Annotated in this window: 15 protein-coding genes and 1 pseudogene; 7 read left to right on the forward strand and 9 right to left on the reverse strand. The window is 70.7% G+C overall.

Annotation, left to right across the window (positions count from 1 at the left end):
• Positions 1 to 3 precede the first annotated feature (3 nt).
• Positions 4 to 708 (forward strand): riboflavin synthase subunit alpha, encoded by a 705-nt coding sequence (locus AVMA1855_RS19435; protein WP_284409993.1) that lies wholly within the window; start codon positions 4 to 6, stop codon positions 706 to 708.
• 105 nt (positions 709 to 813) lie between these two features.
• Here the strand turns inward: AVMA1855_RS19435 and AVMA1855_RS19440 are convergent, their stop codons facing one another.
• Entirely contained in the window at positions 814 to 2,589 is a 1,776-nt protein-coding gene (locus AVMA1855_RS19440) for a diguanylate cyclase (protein WP_284426941.1), read from the reverse strand.
• 218 nt (positions 2,590 to 2,807) lie between these two features.
• Between AVMA1855_RS19440 and AVMA1855_RS19445 the strand changes: the two genes are divergently transcribed.
• The gene (locus AVMA1855_RS19445) at positions 2,808 to 3,353 is read left to right on the forward strand and encodes a GNAT family N-acetyltransferase (protein WP_284426942.1); all 546 of its coding nucleotides are present in this window, start codon (positions 2,808 to 2,810) and stop codon (positions 3,351 to 3,353) included.
• Positions 3,354 to 3,374: 21 nt separating this feature from the next.
• On the opposite strand, the gene AVMA1855_RS19450 is transcribed toward AVMA1855_RS19445, so the two are convergent.
• The gene (locus tag AVMA1855_RS19450; RefSeq protein WP_284426943.1) at positions 3,375 to 4,265 is read right to left on the reverse strand and encodes a LysR substrate-binding domain-containing protein; all 891 of its coding nucleotides are present in this window, start codon (positions 4,263 to 4,265) and stop codon (positions 3,375 to 3,377) included.
• Positions 4,266 to 4,446: 181 nt separating this feature from the next.
• On the opposite strand from AVMA1855_RS19450, the gene AVMA1855_RS19455 reads away from it, so the two are divergent.
• Positions 4,447 to 5,358, forward strand: a complete 912-nt coding sequence (locus tag AVMA1855_RS19455; protein WP_284426944.1) for a DMT family transporter — start codon at positions 4,447 to 4,449, stop codon at positions 5,356 to 5,358.
• Here the strand turns inward: AVMA1855_RS19455 and AVMA1855_RS19460 are convergent.
• A complete protein-coding gene (locus AVMA1855_RS19460; RefSeq protein ID WP_284426945.1) occupies positions 5,355 to 6,275 on the reverse strand; it encodes a LysR substrate-binding domain-containing protein in 921 nt (306 codons plus the stop codon). The two genes, AVMA1855_RS19455 and AVMA1855_RS19460, sit on opposite strands and share 4 nt — an antisense overlap.
• 115 nt (positions 6,276 to 6,390) lie before the next feature.
• Between AVMA1855_RS19460 and AVMA1855_RS19465 the strand changes: the two genes are divergently transcribed.
• Together AVMA1855_RS19465 and chrA are read left to right on the forward strand one after the other, a co-directional pair.
• Positions 6,391 to 7,095, forward strand: a complete 705-nt coding sequence (locus AVMA1855_RS19465; protein ID WP_284426946.1) for an SDR family oxidoreductase — start codon at positions 6,391 to 6,393, stop codon at positions 7,093 to 7,095.
• 126 nt (positions 7,096 to 7,221) lie between these two features.
• Positions 7,222 to 8,580 carry a chromate efflux transporter gene (chrA, locus tag AVMA1855_RS19470; RefSeq protein ID WP_284426947.1) on the forward strand — a complete coding sequence of 453 codons (1,359 nt, stop codon included), beginning with the start codon at positions 7,222 to 7,224 and terminating at the stop codon, positions 8,578 to 8,580.
• 23 nt (positions 8,581 to 8,603) lie between these two features.
• Here the strand turns inward: chrA and AVMA1855_RS19475 are convergent, their stop codons facing one another.
• The gene (locus AVMA1855_RS19475) at positions 8,604 to 9,041 is read right to left on the reverse strand and encodes a winged helix-turn-helix transcriptional regulator (protein WP_272566480.1); all 438 of its coding nucleotides are present in this window, start codon (positions 9,039 to 9,041) and stop codon (positions 8,604 to 8,606) included.
• 78 nt (positions 9,042 to 9,119) lie between these two features.
• Between AVMA1855_RS19475 and AVMA1855_RS19480 the strand changes: the two genes are divergently transcribed.
• On the forward strand, positions 9,120 to 9,488 hold the full coding sequence (locus AVMA1855_RS19480) for a DUF4148 domain-containing protein (protein WP_284426948.1): 369 nt from the start codon (positions 9,120 to 9,122) through the stop codon (positions 9,486 to 9,488).
• Positions 9,489 to 9,534: 46 nt separating this feature from the next.
• Here the strand turns inward: AVMA1855_RS19480 and AVMA1855_RS19485 are convergent.
• The 4 genes and pseudogenes from AVMA1855_RS19485 to paoA form a co-directional block, all read right to left on the reverse strand.
• Positions 9,535 to 10,548: pseudogene (locus AVMA1855_RS19485) on the reverse strand (XdhC family protein).
• Positions 10,549 to 10,566: 18 nt separating this feature from the next.
• Entirely contained in the window at positions 10,567 to 12,765 is a 2,199-nt protein-coding gene (paoC, locus tag AVMA1855_RS19490) for an aldehyde oxidoreductase molybdenum-binding subunit PaoC (RefSeq protein WP_284426949.1), read from the reverse strand.
• Positions 12,762 to 13,718 carry an FAD binding domain-containing protein gene (locus AVMA1855_RS19495; RefSeq protein WP_284426950.1) on the reverse strand — a complete coding sequence of 319 codons (957 nt, stop codon included), beginning with the start codon at positions 13,716 to 13,718 and terminating at the stop codon, positions 12,762 to 12,764. Before AVMA1855_RS19495 ends, paoC begins: the two co-directional genes overlap by 4 nt.
• Positions 13,715 to 14,386, reverse strand: coding sequence for an aldehyde dehydrogenase iron-sulfur subunit PaoA (paoA, locus tag AVMA1855_RS19500; protein ID WP_284426951.1), 672 nt, complete (start codon positions 14,384 to 14,386; stop codon positions 13,715 to 13,717). The genes AVMA1855_RS19495 and paoA overlap by 4 nt, the downstream gene beginning before the upstream one ends.
• A gap of 299 nt (positions 14,387 to 14,685) precedes the next feature.
• Between paoA and AVMA1855_RS19505 the strand changes: the two genes are divergently transcribed.
• Positions 14,686 to 15,168 (forward strand): NUDIX hydrolase, encoded by a 483-nt coding sequence (locus AVMA1855_RS19505; protein WP_284426952.1) that lies wholly within the window; start codon positions 14,686 to 14,688, stop codon positions 15,166 to 15,168.
• A gap of 172 nt (positions 15,169 to 15,340) precedes the next feature.
• Here AVMA1855_RS19505 and AVMA1855_RS19510 read toward each other — a convergent pair.
• Positions 15,341 to 15,669 (reverse strand): hypothetical protein (locus AVMA1855_RS19510; RefSeq protein WP_284426953.1); only part of this gene is annotated, 329 nt, incomplete at its 5' end.

Raw genomic sequence — 15,669 nt, forward strand, 5'->3', positions numbered from 1 at the left:
ACCATGTTCACTGGCATCGTCCAAGCCACGGCGGCCCTCGCCGCCATCCATGACCGCGAAGGCCTGCGGACCTTCATCATCGATTTTCCGCCCGGCTTCTGCCAGGACCTCGCCGTGGGCGCGAGCGTGGCGGTGGATGGCGTGTGCCTCACGGTGACCGAGCTGCTGCCGCCCAACGCGGCGGCGTTCGACGTGGTGCTGCAGAGCCTGAACGTGACCACCCTGGGCAGCTACGCCGTGGGCGACCGGGTGAACGTGGAGCGCGCGGCCAGGGACGGCGCCGAGATCGGCGGGCACCCGCTGTCGGGCCACATCGACTTCGCCACCACGCTGCAGTCGGTGCGCGAGTCGGACAACAACCGCGTGTGGCGCGTGGACATTCCGCCCGCCTTTCGCAAGTACATCTTCGCCAAGGGCTACATCGCCATCCACGGCGCGAGCCTGACGGTCTCCGAGGTGAACCGCGCCGAGGGCTGGTTCGAGGTGTGGCTGATCCCCGAGACGCGCCGCGCCACGGTGTTCGAGCACAAGCAGGCGGGCGACCGCCTCAACATCGAGATCGAGCGCAGCACGCAGGTGGTGGTGGATACCGTGCGCGAGGCGGTGCAGGAAAGCCTGGGGGCCCTGCAGCCGGTGCTGGAGGCGCTGCTGCGCGACAAGGGCCTGTCGCTCGAAGACTTCGTGCAGCCGCCCGTGCTGCCGCGCTGAAGGGCCGCCGGGCTCCGGGTGCGGCAGCTCGGCATCAAAACGGGCTCCAGCACATATTCCACTAGGGCGTATCGCTATTAATTCAATAGCAAACGCCTGGGCACGTCAAAGGATGACCAGCTCCCCGGCGCCCGTGTCCGCCCGGGGCTCGGCCAGCACCACGCGGTTGCGGCCCGTTTCCTTGGCGCGGTACATCGCCGCGTCGGCCTCCGACAGCAATTGGTCCAGCACCAGGCCGTGGCGGCCGGAATCGGCCACGCCGAAGCTCGCCGTCACGCGCAGCGGCTCGGGCGATGCCGGCAGCAGCAGTTGCAGGTTCGCCACCACCTCGCGCAGGCGCTCGGCCAGCCGCACGCCGTGCGCGGGGTCGCAGTGGCTCAGCAGCACCACGAACTCCTCGCCGCCGAAGCGGCCCACCAGATCGCCCAGCCGCAGTTCGGCCCGCAGCGCGCGCGCCACCGACACGAGCGCCTGGTCGCCCACCGCATGGCCCCACTGGTCGTTGAGCATCTTGAAGCGGTCCACGTCCAGGATGACGATGACCACGCCGAAGCCGTGGCGCCGGGCCTGCGCGAGCACGCTTTCCGCCGCGTCGAAGAAGGCGCGCCGGTTGGGCAGGCCGGTGAGGAAGTCGGTGTTGGACTGCTCGCGCAGCTGCTCGATCAGGCTGTTGCGCTCGCGCTCCAGGGCCTCGCGCTGGCGGGTCTGCAGCTGCAGCTCGCGCGCGGCGCGGATCACCGCGGCCATCTCGTCGTTGGCGACGGGCTGGGGCAGGGGCGCATCCAGGTCGTTATTGGCCAGCGCCTTCAGCGCCCGCGCGGTCTGCACCAGCGGGCGCAGGACGCGGCGGTCCACCATCGACAGCGCCACCAGCAGCAGCGCCAGCAGCACCACCGAGCCCGCGGCGACCAGGCCCAGCATGCGCACGGCCCGGGTGTATTCGGCGCTGGCGCGCTCGCGCAGCTGGTTGAGCAGCGTGTCGCGCACATCGAAGATGGTGTTCATGTCGGGCACGTAGAGCGCCGCGAACCCTGCGGCGTCCAGCCCGTAGCGGCCGTTGCCCTCCCCGGCGGCGATCATGCGGTCGATGAGCGGCCCGGTGTCCCGGAAGTAGCGCTGCTGCACCGTCTGCCACGCCTGGGCGATGGGGCGCGGCTGCTCGGGGACAGAAAGCCGCAGCTCGATCAGGAAACGCAGCTGCGCGATGCGCCCGCGCGTTTGCTCGATGGCCCGGCGTTCCTCGGCCGTGAACGGCTGCTGGCGCGCCAGCGCCGCCGTGAAATGCGAGCCCAGCAGCCCTGCGAACTCCCGCAGTTCGGCCGCGAGGCGCGCAACCTGCACGTCATCGGCCAGGGCCGGGTAGTGCTGCCGCGCGGCATTGGCCAGGCTGCTCGTGACCGGGGCCAGCAGCGGCACGATCGCCACCATGCCGTAGACGGCCGAACGAATCGACTCCGGCGCCCGCGCCTCGCGCGGCTGTGCCACCACCTGGTCCACCGCCGCACGGGCCGTGGCCAGCGCCATCTTGGCGGCGAGCACGCGCCGCGCGCTGTCGGCCAGCGTGGGATCGCCATTGCGCGCTGCCAGCACCCCATGCAGCGCATCGAAGGCGCGGTCGGTGCGGGCGCGGGCCTGCGCCAGCGGCTGCTGCAGCTCCGGCGGCAGGGGTGACGGGCCACCCAGCGCCCCGTTGGTGGGGCCGCGCTCGCGCGACACCATCTCGGCGGCGAGCAGCCCCGCGCGCAGCTGGTCGATGGCCTCCACGCTGGCCGCCGACGCGCGCACCGACTGGTACTCCGTCGTGGCGATGCGGCCGACCAGCAGCATCGTGGCCAACACCACGAGGGCCCCGAAAAGGCGGAGGAATCGGCTTAAAGACATGGTGTCTGGCATCAGTACGGCGGGGCAACGGTGTGGAAATTCTCTCACCTGCATCCGATCGGGGCGCTGCGGCCGCGAACGGATGGGCCAAATGGCGACGGTTTTCGGGGAATTGGCAACGAAAAGTTGCAAGAAATGCGCCTGCACGGGCCGGCGGGCACCGGCCGTAGGATGGAGGCCTTCGCTGCCCGTGCCGCCCCTTCGCACCGCCCACGCCCATGCCCGCCCACGCCCGATCCCACCCCCTGCCATCCACACCGCCCCGGGCGCGCCCCCTGGCCGCGGCCGATCTGCCCGGCCTGTTGCAGGTGCAGCGCGCCTGCTATGGCGAGGGGTTCGAGGAAAGCCATGCGGTGTTCCTGCGCCGCCTGGCGAGCCCGGCGCAGTGCTCGCTCGCCCTGGAGCGGGACGGCCACCTGGGCGCCTATCTGGCGGCCTACCGCTCGCTGCGGGGCAAGGTCACGCCGCTGCACGGCGATTTCGAGGCCGCCGAGGCCCCCGACACGCTGTACCTGCACGACATGGCCGTGGCGCCCGCGCTGGCGGGACAGGGCCTGGCACAGGTGCTGCTGGCCGAGGCCTGGGCTGCGGCACGCAGCGAAGGGCTGCGCCACAGCGCGCTGGTCTCGGTGCAGGGCTCGCAGGGCTACTGGGCACGGCACGGCTATGCCCCCGCACCGCTGCAGGACGCTGCGCAGCGCGCACGGCTGGCCACCTACGGCGAGGGCGCGGTGTACATGGTGCGGGACCTGCCGGGGGATTGAGCGCCCCGCCCGCAGCAGGGCTCAAGCGCCGCCGCCGCGCTCCTGCCCGGCCTGCGCCACGATCCAGTCGCGGAAACGCCGCAGCTCCGGATCGATGAGCGCGGGCGCCGCATAGACCAGGTGGTACGCCAGCGGCGTGGCCAGCGCACCCGCCTGCACGCCGATCAAGGCGCGCGTGGCCAGCTCGCGCCCGATGAGCGCGCGGCGCACCAGCGCGAAGCCCCGGCCGGCCACGGCGGCTTCGATGGCGCCGTTGGAATCGGCGAACACCACGCCCTGTTCGGTGTTTACCCGAGGCATACGGTGGGCTTCGCACCACAGCCGCCAGTCGCCCCGGTGCTCGTCGTGCAGCAGGCGGGGGCCGTCGATGTCGCGGGCGCGCGCGATGCGCCGCGGCGCGATGAGGCGGGGGCTGCACACGGGCACGAGATCGTCGGCCAGCAGCGCTTCAGCCCGCAGGCCCGGGTACTTTCCCATGCCGTGGCGCACCGCGAAATGCACGCCCTCGCCGGCCAGATCGACCGTGCGGTTGGTGGTGCTCACGTGCACATCCAGACCGGCCACGTGCTGCTGGAAGTCATGCAGGCGCGGCACGAGCCACTGCACGGCGAAGCCAGGCGTGCAGCTCACCAGCACCACACGCCGCGCGCCGGCGGCCACCCGCGAGGTGGCGTGGCCGATGACCGCGAGCGCATCGCTGCAGGCCGACTGGTATTCGGCACCCGCCCGCGTGAGCGCCAGGCCGCGCGGCAGGCGCTCGAACAGCGTGCAGCCCAGGAACTCCTCCAGCTTGCGCACCTGCTGCGACACCGCGCCCGGCGTGACGTGCAGCTCGGCGGCGGCGCGGCGCACGCTCAGGTGACGCGCAGTGGCTTCGAAAAATCGCACGGCGATGAGGGGAGGCAGGCGCATGACCGTTCAGTCAAAATAAACAGTCGCGCAGCATAAATGGTTTGCGAAAACCCACCGGATTTCGAAGAATGGGCCTCCAGCGCCGGGGGCGTCCCGGGCCCGCCAGGGCTTGGCGAAAGCCTTCGGTTTCGTCGTTTCGTTTTGCCGATTCGGCGGGGTCCGCGCCCCGCCGGCGCCGCCCATGACCCTTGCCAGCCTGATCCGCCTGTTCGCCCTGGCCGCCCTGTGGGGCGGCAGTTTTCTGTTCATGCGCATCGCCGTGCCGGTGCTCGGCGCGGTGCCCACGGCCTTCGGGCGCGTGGCGCTGGCGGCGGCCGGGCTGATGGCGTTGCTGGCGTTCGCGCGGCTGCGGCCGGCCTTTCACGGCAAGCTGGGCGCGGCGCTGGTGCTGGGCGTGGTCAATTCGGGGGTGCCGTTCCTGATGTTCGCGCTCGCGGCCCGCACGCTGCCGGCGGGCTACAGCGCCATCCTGAACGCGACCACGCCGCTCATGGGCGTGCTGATCGGCGCCGCGGCCTTCGGCGAGCGGATCACTGCCGCGCGCACGGCCGGCGTGCTGCTGGGCATGGCCGGGGTGGCCGTGCTGGCGCAGACGGGCCCCGTGGCCCTGTCGCCGCAGGTGATGGCGGGCATGGGTGCCTGCCTGGTGGCCACGGCCTGCTACGGCGCGGCGGGCTTTCTCACGCGCCGCTGGATCACCGCGCGCGGCGGGCTCGACAGCCGCCTGGTGGCGGTGGGCAGCCAGTGGGGCGCCGTGCTGGTGCTGGCGCCGTTCGCGGCCTGGGAGGTGTGGCGCCAGCCCGGCCTGCCCGCCACCTGGATGGCCGCGCCGCCCGTGGTGTGGGCCGCCATGCTCGCCATGGGGCTGCTGTGCACGGCCCTGGCTTATGTGCTGTATTTCCGGCTCATCGCCGACGTGGGGCCGCTCAAGGCGCTGTCGGTGACTTTCCTGGTGCCGCTGTTCGGCGTGGCCTGGGGCTGGCTGGTGCTGGACGAGGCCGCCACCGCCGCCCATGCGGCCGGTGGCGGGCTGATCGCCGCGGCGCTGTGGCTGGTGCTGCGGCCGACGCCAGTGGCGAAACCTGGACGTTAGCCCGGCAGCGAGGGTGGGGCGGTCGGCAGTCCGCCCGCATCGTCCAGCAGCCAGCGCCGCACCTGTGCGACCGATTCGGGGTGCCGCTGCTTGCGGGGGTGCACGAGGTAGTAGCCCGCGCCGGTGCGCAGGGCCTCGGGAAAGGCCAGCACCAGCCGCCCGGCCGCCAGATCGGGCGCCACGAATTCCTGCTGGGCCAGCGCCAGGCCCTGCCCCATGACGGCGGCATCGATGGCGAGCGTGGTCTGGTTGAAATGCAGGGCGCGCGCCGCAGGCGCCCTGGCCTGCGGCGCGCACTGCTCGAAGTAGGTCTCCCATGGCGACTGGGCATCGTGCAGCAGCACCTGCGCGATGCCCTCGCCGGCCCGCCCGGCCTGCGCGCTCGGCTCCCGCCACCGCGGGCTGCAGACGGCGACCAGGCACTCCTCGAACAGCAGATCGGCGGACAGCCCGGGCCCGAACGGGGGTCGGCCATAGCGCACGGCCAGGTCCACCGCCTCGTTGTGGAAGTGCGCCAGCCGCTCCGTGGCCAGGATGCGCAGATCGACGCCAGGGTGCCGACGCGTGTAGCCGTCGAGCCGCGGGATGAGCCATTTGGTGGCGAAGGTGGGCGTCACGCTCACGGTCAGTCGCAGGGGTTGGGGGACCAGGCTCTCCGTGGCCTGCGCCAGCAGTTCGAAGGCCCGCCGAACGCCGACGATGTAGCGATGGCCGTTGGACGTGAGCGCCAGCGCGCGGGGCAGGCGCTCGAAGAGCTTCAGGCCCAGCTCCGCCTCCAGGGCCCGGACCTGCTGCGCCACCGCGCCTTGCGTCACCCCCAGTTCCAGCCCGGCCAGCCGGAAGTTGAGGTGGCGGCTCGTGGCTTCGAAAGCACGCAGGGCATTGAGCGAGGGCATGCGCCCGAGAGGTTCCGTCATGGGTGCAGATTTTCTACTGATTCGAGGCAGGCGATCTGCAGCAAGTCAGCCCCCTGAAACGCCTGCGCTGTCGAACAATCTCCAGGTGCCACTGGCGGCACGCAAGGACCGATAAATGGCAGTAGAAAAAGTGGCGCTCATCACCGCCGGCGGCGGCGGCATGGGGGCGGCGGCCGCACGCCGGCTGGCCGCCGACGGCTTTCGCATCGGAATCCTTTCCTCCTCCGGGAAAGGGCAGGCGCTCGCCGAGGCGCTGGGGGGCGTGGGGGTCACCGGCTCCAACCAGTCGGTGGAGGACATCGGGCGGCTGGTGGACCTGGCCCACCGGCGCTGGGGCCGCATCGACGTGCTGGTCAACAGCGCCGGCCACGGGCCACGGGCGCCATTGCTGGACCTGTCCGACGAACAGTGGCTCGAGGGCATGAACACCTACCTGTTGAACGTGATCCGGCCCGCCCGCCTGGTGGCGCCCCTCATGCAAAGGCAGGGCGGCGGGGCGATCGTCAACATCTCCTCGGCCTGGGCACTGGAGCCCAGCGCGCTGTTCCCGGCGTCGTCCGTCATGCGCGCCGGCCTGGCCTCGTTCACGCGCATCTTCGTGGACAGCTTCTCGGGCGACAACGTGCGGATGAACAACGTGCTGCCCGGCTGGATCGACAGCCTGCCCGTGTGGGAAGAGCGGCGTGCCGCGGTGCCGCTGCAGCGCTACGGCACCGTGGAGGAAGTGGCCGCCACGGTCGCCTTCCTGGCCTCCGACGGAGCGGCCTACATCACGGGGCAGAGCCTGCGGGTGGACGGCGGGCTCATGCGCGCGCCGTGATCCGTCCGGGCCCTTCCACGGCCACGGCGGCGGCCCTATGATCCGCGCACCGGGAACACAGCCTCCCGTCCCGCCCCGGGTAGACGGTGTCCCGTCCAAGTGCTGGCAGCTCTCATGGAATCGATCATGGACACCGCCTTGCCCGACGACGCCGCATCGGCACGCCCCCACCCGCTGCCACGCTCCGTGGCCCTGCTTTTCTGGCTGAAGCTCGGCTTCATCAGCTTCGGCGGCCCGGCCGGGCAGATCGCCCTCATGCATGCGGAACTGGTGGAGCGCCGCCGGTGGATCTCGGAAAAGCGCTTTCTCCACGCCCTGAACTACTGCATGCTGCTGCCCGGGCCCGAGGCCCAGCAGCTGGCCACCTACCTCGGCTGGCTGCTGCACCGGACCTGGGGCGGCATCCTCGCCGGCACGCTGTTCGTGCTGCCGTCGCTGTGCCTCCTCATCGGCCTGTCCTGGCTCTACATGGCCCATGGGGACGTGCCGGTGATCGCCGGGGTGTTCTACGGCATCAAGCCGGCCGTCACGGCGCTGGTGGTGCAGGCGGCCTGGCGGATCGGCGGCAGGACGCTGAAGAACCGCTGGCTGTGGGGCATCGCGGTGGCCGCGTTCGGGGCCATCTTCGCGCTGCAGGTGCCGTTTCCCGCGATCGTGCTGCTCGCGGCGTTGGCCGGCCATGTGGGCGGCCGGGTGTCGCCGCAGGCTTTTTCCGCCGGCGGCGCCCATGGCGCGGCAGCGGCATCGGCCGGGCGGGCGCTGATCGACGACGACACGCCCGCGCCGCCCCACGCCTCGTTTTCGTGGGCGCGGTTTGCCAAGGTGCTGCTGGTGGGCGCGGGGTTGTGGCTGCTGGCGCTGGGAGGGCTCTGCGCGCTGTTCGGATGGCATGGGGTACTGACCCAGATGGGATGGTTCTTCACCAAGGCCGCGCTGATGACCTTCGGCGGCGCCTACGCCGTGCTCCCCTACGTCTACCAGGGCGCCGTCGACCACCACCACTGGCTGAGCGCCACGCAGATGATCGACGGCCTGGCGCTGGGCGAGACCACGCCCGGGCCGCTCATCATGGTGGTGTCGTTCGTGGCGTTCGTCGGGGGATGGACCCATGCCCTCTTCGGGCCCGGATCGCTGTTCCTGGCAGGTGCCGTGGCCGCCACCGCGGTGGCGTTCTTCACCTTCCTGCCTTCGTTCGTCTTCATCCTGCTGGGCGGTCCGTTCATCGAGTCCACCCACGGCAACCTGAAGTTCACCGCGCCGCTGACCGGCATCACCGCCGCCGTGGTCGGCGTGATCGCCAACCTGGCGGTGTTCTTCGCCTATCACGTGCTGTGGCCGCAGGGCCTGGGAGGCCGCTTCGACGCCGCGTCGGCCGCCATCGGCGTGCTGGCCGCGGTGGCCCTGTTCCGGCTCCGATGGGGTGTGATTCCGGTGCTGGCGCTCTGCGGACTGCTCGGCGTCGCGTGCCGGCTGTCAGGGGTGTGAGCCGCTGCAGCGCGCAGCCACCGTCACTCCGGATTCACCAGCTTGATGGCGCGCGTTCCGATCTCCGCGCCCGTCACCGCATCGATCGCGATGGGCTGGATGTCGGTCCCCCGCTCGGCGTCCTGAAAGCGCACCAGCGGGCCGGTGCCCCGGTGCTTTCGCCCCCACGCGCCGATCATGAAAAGCACCGGCAGGTAGTCGCGCCCCGCCTGGGTCAGGACGTATTCCTCGCGCGGCGGGCGTTCGGAGTACTGGCGCTTTTCGAGCAGCTTTTCCTCGGTCATGGCGGCCAGCCGCTTGGTCAGCATGGTGGGCGCGATCCCGAGGCTCTTTTTGAACTGATCGAAGCGCGTGAGGCCGGCATGCGCATCCCGAAGTATCAGCATGGTCCAGGCATCGCCCAGAACCTGCAGGCTGCGCGCGATGGGGCAGGGGCTGTCGCCCGATTTTTCAGCGTTCATATCGTTTCAGTATTTAATAACTATTAAATCGATACTAACATGCGGACCTCTGCCAGTCCACCCATGGAAACCATCCCAATGCCCTATTTCACTCTGAATTCCTCGCCGTCGATCAAGGCCCCATTGCCTGCTTCGCCCGCCGCCCCGGTACGCCTTCGGGCCACGGTGGCCGCGGCACTGGCGCTGGCGAGTGCCTTCGCGATGCCCGCCCAGGCACAGGAACGCACCGCGACGCAGCAGCAACAGCCCACGCTGTCCCGCGCCGAGGTGATCGCCGACCTCGCCCTGTGGCGCCGCGCGGGCGCCGACCGGTACGAAGGGCTGTCGCGTTCGTACGGCCTGGAGACGCAGGCCTACGACGCGGCCCAGCAGGAGTACCTGCGCCTTCGCCAGAGCGAGGCATTCCCGGCGGAAGTCCGCAAACAGCAGGCAGCGGACGGCCAGTGAGCCCGCGCACGGTGGAACACGGCGGCGCCCTCGGGCGGCCGCCGCCTCACCCTGCGAGCAAGGCCTTGGCCGGCTCCACCTGCATCTGCGGCGGGATCGCCACCCCGTTGCGGACACTCAACACCTCGGCCATGACGCTCACGGCGATCTCCGCCGGCGTCTTGCTGCCGATGAACAGGCCGATGGGCCCCTTCAATCGCGCCAGCGCCGGTGCGTCCAGGTCGAAGTGCTCGGCCAGCCGCTGGCGCCGCGCTGCGTTGTTGCGCCGGCTGCCGATGGCGCCGACATAGAACGCATCGGTCTTCAGCGCCTCCAGCAGGGCGAGATCGTCCAGCTTGGGGTCGTGCGTCAGCGCGATCACGGCGCTGCGCCGATCGGGGCGGAAGGCCAGCACCACGTCGTCGGGCATGCCATCGGCCAACGCGGTGCCGGGCACCGACCACGCGCCGCGGTACTCCACCCGCGGGTCGCACACCGTCACCGCGAAGCCGTTGAAGCCGGCCATGGTGGCCAGGTATTCGGCCAGTTGTCCCGCGCCGATCAGCAGCATGCGTTACTGCGGGCCGAAGGTGCTGGCCACCGTTTGCGCATCCGCATGGAAGGCCTGCGCGCCGCGGGCCTCGGACAGGGTGACCGCCCCATCGCAGAGTCGCACGCTGCGGCGCACCAGGCAGCCCTCGGCCAGCGACTCGACCAGGGCCTGCAGCGAGTCGAGCGCCGGATCGCGCTCCACCAGCAACTCCAGCGTGCCGCCGCAGGGCAGTCCGAACCGGTGGGCCTCATCGGCGGACACGCCGTACTTCAGGAGCACCGGGCTCGCCGGGTCGCGGGGCAGGGCATCGTCCCGGCCGGGCGTGCAGCACCGGGCGATCAGGTCGTCCTCGATGCAGCCGCCACTGACGGAGCCCACGACCGCGCCGCGGTCCGACAGCGCAAGGATGGAGCCCACGGGCCGGGGCGACGAGCCCCACGTCCGCACCACGGTGACGAGCCAGCCGTGCCCCCCCGCGCGGCGCCAGTCGAGCAGGGTGTGCAGCACCCGGAAATCGAGGTTGTCCACGGCGCGTTCCCTCCGGCGTCAGGCCTGGGCCGGCAGGTGCGGCAGCAGCTTGTCCAGGGTGATGGGGTAATCGCGCACCCGCGCGCCCGTGGCGTTATAGACGGCGTTGGCCACGGCGGCGCCGACGCCGCACAACCCCAGTTCGCCCACGCCCTTGGCCTTCATGGGCGAGGAGACGGGGTCGGTTTCCGGCAGGAAGATCACCTCCTGGTGCGGGATGTCGGCATGCACCGGCACCTCGTAGCCGGCCAGGTCATGGTTGACGAAGAAGCCCCGGCGCTGGTCCACGGCCAGCTCTTCCATGAGCGCCGAACCCACGCCCATGGTCATCGCGCCGATGACCTGGCTGCGGGCGGTCTTGGGGTTGAGGATGCGGCCCGCCGCGCACACGGCCAGCATGCGGCGCACCCGCACTTCGCCCGTGTCCACCGCCACGCCCACCTCGACGAAATGCCCGGCGAAGGTGGACTGCTGGTACTGCTTGTCGAGGTCGCCGTATTCGATGGCGTCCTCGGCCACCAGGCCGGCCTCGCCCGCCGCCTCGCCCAGGGGCACCGAACGCCCCGCCGCGCGCACCATGCCATCGGCGAACACGGCATCGGCCGGCGCCACGCCGAGCTTGCGCGCGATCGTCTCGCGCAGCTTCATGCAGGCCGCGTACACGCCGGCCGTCGCGTTGTTGGCGCCCCACTGGCCGCCCGAGCCGGCCGAGGCCGGAAAGGCGGAATCGCCCAGGCGCACGTCCACCTGCTGGAGCGCGACGCCCATCACCTCGGCGGCCGTCTGGCCCATGATGGTGTAGCTGCCGGTGCCGATGTCGGTCATGTCGCTCTCCACGGTCACGCGCCCCGTGCGGTCCAGGCGCACGCGCGCGGCCGACTTCATCAGCAGGTTGTTGCGAAAGCCCGCGGCCACGCCCATGCCGACCAGCCACCGGCCCTCGCGCCGCTGGCCTGGTGCCGCGCTGCGCTGGCTCCAGCCGAAGCGCTCCGCGCCCAGGCGCAGGCACTCGACCAGCTGGCGCTGCGAGAACTTGCGGCCCGGCTTTTCAGGATCGGTCTGGGTATCGTTAAGGACGCGGAATTCGATGGGGTCGATGCCCAGCCGCTCGGCCATTTCGTCCATGGCGATCTCCAGCGCCATCAGCCCGGGCGCCTCGCCGGGCGCGCGCATGGCATTGCCCTCGGGCAGGTCCAGCTGCGAGATGCGCAGCGCCGTGTAGCGGTGGGCACCGGCATACAGCAGCCGTGTCTGCGCGATGGCGTCCTCGGGGTCGCCGCCGGGCAGATTGCCGGACCAGCTTTCATGGCCGATGGCGGTGATACGCCCGTCCTGGCCCGCGCCGATGCGGATGCGCTGGATGGTCGCGGGCCGGTGCGTGCCGTTGTTGGCCATGAGCGGGCGCTGCATCGCCACCTTGACCGGCCGGCCTGCCGCGCGCGCGCCCAGCGCGGCCAGCACGGTGTCGGCCCGCAGGAAGAGCTTGCCGCCGAAGCCGCCGCCGATGTAGGGCGACACCAGCCGCACCTTGTCCGGCGCCAGGCCCAGGGTCTTGGCCAGGTCGCCCGCGGTCCAGGCGATCATCTGGTTGGACAGCCACACCGTGAGGTGGTCGCCCTCCCAGGCCGCCAGCGAGGCGAAGGGCTCCATCATCGCGTGGGTGTGGTCGGGCGTGGTGTAGGTGACATCCAGCCGCACCGGGGCCTCGGGATAGCGGCCGGCGAAGTTGCCGAACGCGCTCTCGGGCTTGGAGGACTTGGGCACGGTGGCGGAACCACGCTCAGCCGCCAGGTCGAACGCGCCAGGCGTGCTGACGTAATCGATCTTCAGCAGATGCGCCGCGGCGCGGGCCTGCTCGAAGGTTTCGGCCACGACCAGCGCGACGGCCTGGTGGTAGTGCTCGATGCCGCTGCCGCCCAGCAGGCGGGCGACGTTCATCTTGCCCTTGCCGAGCTTGCCGGCGTTCTGGGCATTGACGATGGCCAGCACGCCCGGCGCGGCGCGCGCGGCGGTCAGGTCCATCGAGGCGATCCGCCCCTTGGCGATGGACGATCCCACGATGTAGCCGTACGCTTGGCGCGCCACGACGTCGTGCTGCTCGTAGGCATAGCGCGCCTGTCCGCTGGTCTTGAGCGGGCCGTCGATGCGGTCCAGCGGCTGGCCGACCACCTTGAGCTGGTCGATGGCATTGTGCGAAGCCGGGGTGTCGAATTTCATGATTGGCCTTTCGCCTCGGCCAGCACGCCGGCGAGCGTGCGCTCGACCAGGGCCACCTTGAATGCGTTTTCGTGGGTGGGGCGCGCCGCGCCCAGCAACTGCGCCGTGGCGGCCTGCGCGCCTTGCGGCAGGGCCGCGTCCGCCGACGCCATGCGCCAGGGCTTGTGCGCCACGCCGCCCAGGGCGACGCGGCCCGTGCCGTCCTTTTGCAGCACGGCCGCCACGGAAATGAGCGCGAAGGCGTACGAGGAGCGGTCGCGCACCTTGCGGTAGATGTGGGTGCCGCCCGCGGGCGCGGGCAGCGTCACGGCGGTGATGAATTCGCCGGCGTCGAGCGCGGTCTCGATGTGCGGGGTGTTGCCCGGCAGCCGGTGGAAGTCGGCAATGGGAATGCGGCGCGGCTGGCCGTCCGCCCGCACCGTCTCGACCACCGCATCGAGCGCCCGCATGGCCACGGCCATGTCGCTCGGGTGCGTGGCGAGGCAGGCCTCGCTCGCGCCCACCACCGCATGCTGGCGCGTGACGCCGCCGATGGCCGCGCAGCCCGCGCCCGGCTGGCGCTTGTTGCACGGCATGTTGGTGTCGTAGAAGTAGGGGCAGCGCGTGCGCTGCAGCAGGTTGCCGGCGGTGGTCGCCTTGTTGCGCAACTGGCCCGACGCACCGGCCAGCAGGGCGCGCGACAGCAGGCCGTAGTCGCGCCGCACGCCGGCATGCGCCGCCAGGTCGGTGTTGCGCACCAGCGCACCGATCCGCAGGCCGCCCTCCGGCAGCGGCTCGATGCGGTCCAGGCCCAGGCCGTTGATGTCGATGAGGTGCGTGGGCGCCTCGATCTGCAGCTTCATCAGGTCCAGCAGGTTCGTGCCGCCGGCGATGAACCGGGCCTGCGGGTTGCCTGCGGCAGCGGCTGCGGCGGCCTGCACCGAGGCCGCGCGTTCGTAGGTGAATGGCTTCATGCGGCACCCCCGTTCGTGGTGGCCACTTCGGTGATCGCATCCAGGATGTTGGAATAGGCGCCGCAGCGGCAGAGGTTGCCGCTCATGCGTTCGCGGATCTCGTCGGCCGAGAGCAGCGGCTGCGCCGTGAGGTCGCCGCTCACATGGCTGGGAATGCCGGCCTTGATTTCCTGCAGCACCCCCACGGCCGAGCAGATCTGGCCCGGCGTGCAGTAGCCGCACTGGTAGCCGTCGTGCTTGACGAACGCGGCCTGCAGCGGGTGCAGCTTCTGCGGCTGGCCCAGGCCTTCGATGGTGGTGACCTGCGCGCCCTCGTGCATCACCGCCAGGGTCAGGCAGGCATTGATGCGGCGGCCATCGACGATGACCGTGCAGGCACCGCACTGCCCGTGGTCGCAGCCCTTCTTGGTGCCAGTGAGGTGCAGGTGCTCGCGCAGGGCGTCGAGCAGCGTCGTGCGGGTGTCCAGCGACAGGGTCTGCTGCTGGCCGTTGATGGTCATGCGCACCGGCATGGACGTCTCACCCTGGGGCGCCTGCGCGCCGGACTTGGCCGGCAGCGGCGCCGCGGTGCGGGCGGCGGCCCCGGTGGCGGCCACCGCAGAAGCCGAGGCGGCCCCCACGACGAACAGGTCTCGCCGGGTCAGCGCTGGGTCGGAGAAGTTTTGCATCGTGGGATCCTTTATGGGGGAAGGGGCGGGGGAGCCCTCTGGCCACTCGCCGGGGTGCGGGAGCGCGTGCGCGGGCATGTCTTTGCAAGCCTCACCCAATCCATCTTGCGCAGACGCCAAGGAGAAGGTTTGGAGGCCAACGCCGCGTCCGCTTGTCAGCCACCAGTGGCGCGGCAGGCGATCGGCAGGCCGTACCCTTCGATGTCCGTCCATACCGATGCCGGGCGAATCGCCGTCCTCGCCCGCGTGTCGCGCATCCCCTACACGGCCTGACATGCCCTCTCGTCATAATGGCCGCCATGCCGAACCGCTGGAAACCCAACGTCACCGTGGCCGCCGTCATCGAACAGGACGGCCGCTTCCTGCTGGTGGAAGAAGACACGGCCGACGGGCTGCGGTTGAACAACCCGGCGGGCCACCTGGACCCGGGCGAGTCGCCCATCGACGGCTGCGTGCGCGAGGTGCTGGAGGAAACCGCCAGCGACTTCACCCCCACGGCACTGGTGGGCGTGTACCTCAACCGATTCACGCGCACCCGCACGGGCGACGACATCACCTACCTGCGCTTTGCCTTCGCCGGCTCGGTGGGGCCGGTGCATGCCTGGCGCACGCTGGACGACGGCATCGTTCGCACCGTGTGGATGACGCTCGACGAGATCCGCTGCTGCGCGGACCGCCACCGCAGCCCGCTGGTGATGGAGTGCATCGAGGACTACCTGGCCGGCAAGCGCTACCCGCTGGAGCTCATCCACACCGACGCCAGCGTGCTGCAGCCCCCGTGAACCAGGTTGGGGCACAAGGCGGTGCATCGGCGCCAAATGCCCCTGGTGCCGCCGTATTCATTGCATTCAATGCTATTTTTTTAATAGCGATGGAGACGGGATCTCATGCGCCATCGGTCGAAAAAAGCCTGGGGCCGGCCAGCCCCAGGCTTTCTGCTCATCGCAAGTCCGTTCATTGCCAATGCGCGGCAACGACCTTCCATGGCCCATCCTGCGCCGCCGCCACGCCCCTGGCGTCGATGGCGGCAGGTGGAGCGAACTGCGCCATTGCGTCCGTCAGCAGTTGGGTCTGGCGGTCCAGTGATGCGGATGCACCATCCATCTGCACCGTTTGGAACAACGGTTTCCACTGAATCGCTGCGAAAGAATCCAAAGGTGCGATGCTCCAGTCGGTCGGCGCCACTGCGTCGATCAATGGCTCTTTCTCCTGCGGCTTCAGGGTCACGAAGTCCGCATCGTCCAAGCCAGTGAACGCGTAGGGCTTGTTGACGCCGGCCATGG

The sequence above is a fragment of the Acidovorax sp. SUPP1855 genome, assembly GCF_030158955.1.
In the GTDB taxonomy this organism is placed as follows: Bacteria; Pseudomonadota; Gammaproteobacteria; order Burkholderiales; family Burkholderiaceae_C; genus Paracidovorax.

Excerpts from the sequence above, each read along its gene's own strand:
- AVMA1855_RS19435 (WP_284409993.1), top strand. The coding sequence starts at position 4 with ATGTTCACTGGCATCGTCCAAGCCACGGCGGCCCTCGCCGCCATCCAT.
- AVMA1855_RS19440 (WP_284426941.1), bottom strand. The coding sequence starts at position 2,589 with ATGTCTTTAAGCCGATTCCTCCGCCTTTTCGGGGCCCTCGTGGTGTTG.
- AVMA1855_RS19445 (WP_284426942.1), top strand. The coding sequence starts at position 2,808 with ATGCCCGCCCACGCCCGATCCCACCCCCTGCCATCCACACCGCCCCGG.
- AVMA1855_RS19450 (WP_284426943.1), bottom strand. The coding sequence starts at position 4,265 with ATGCGCCTGCCTCCCCTCATCGCCGTGCGATTTTTCGAAGCCACTGCG.
- AVMA1855_RS19455 (WP_284426944.1), top strand. The coding sequence starts at position 4,447 with ATGACCCTTGCCAGCCTGATCCGCCTGTTCGCCCTGGCCGCCCTGTGG.
- AVMA1855_RS19460 (WP_284426945.1), bottom strand. The coding sequence starts at position 6,275 with ATGACGGAACCTCTCGGGCGCATGCCCTCGCTCAATGCCCTGCGTGCT.
- AVMA1855_RS19465 (WP_284426946.1), top strand. The coding sequence starts at position 6,391 with ATGGCAGTAGAAAAAGTGGCGCTCATCACCGCCGGCGGCGGCGGCATG.
- chrA (WP_284426947.1), top strand. The coding sequence starts at position 7,222 with ATGGACACCGCCTTGCCCGACGACGCCGCATCGGCACGCCCCCACCCG.
- AVMA1855_RS19475 (WP_272566480.1), bottom strand. The coding sequence starts at position 9,041 with ATGAACGCTGAAAAATCGGGCGACAGCCCCTGCCCCATCGCGCGCAGC.
- AVMA1855_RS19480 (WP_284426948.1), top strand. The coding sequence starts at position 9,120 with ATGCCCTATTTCACTCTGAATTCCTCGCCGTCGATCAAGGCCCCATTG.
- paoC (WP_284426949.1), bottom strand. The coding sequence starts at position 12,765 with ATGAAATTCGACACCCCGGCTTCGCACAATGCCATCGACCAGCTCAAG.
- AVMA1855_RS19495 (WP_284426950.1), bottom strand. The coding sequence starts at position 13,718 with ATGAAGCCATTCACCTACGAACGCGCGGCCTCGGTGCAGGCCGCCGCA.
- paoA (WP_284426951.1), bottom strand. The coding sequence starts at position 14,386 with ATGCAAAACTTCTCCGACCCAGCGCTGACCCGGCGAGACCTGTTCGTC.
- AVMA1855_RS19505 (WP_284426952.1), top strand. The coding sequence starts at position 14,686 with ATGCCGAACCGCTGGAAACCCAACGTCACCGTGGCCGCCGTCATCGAA.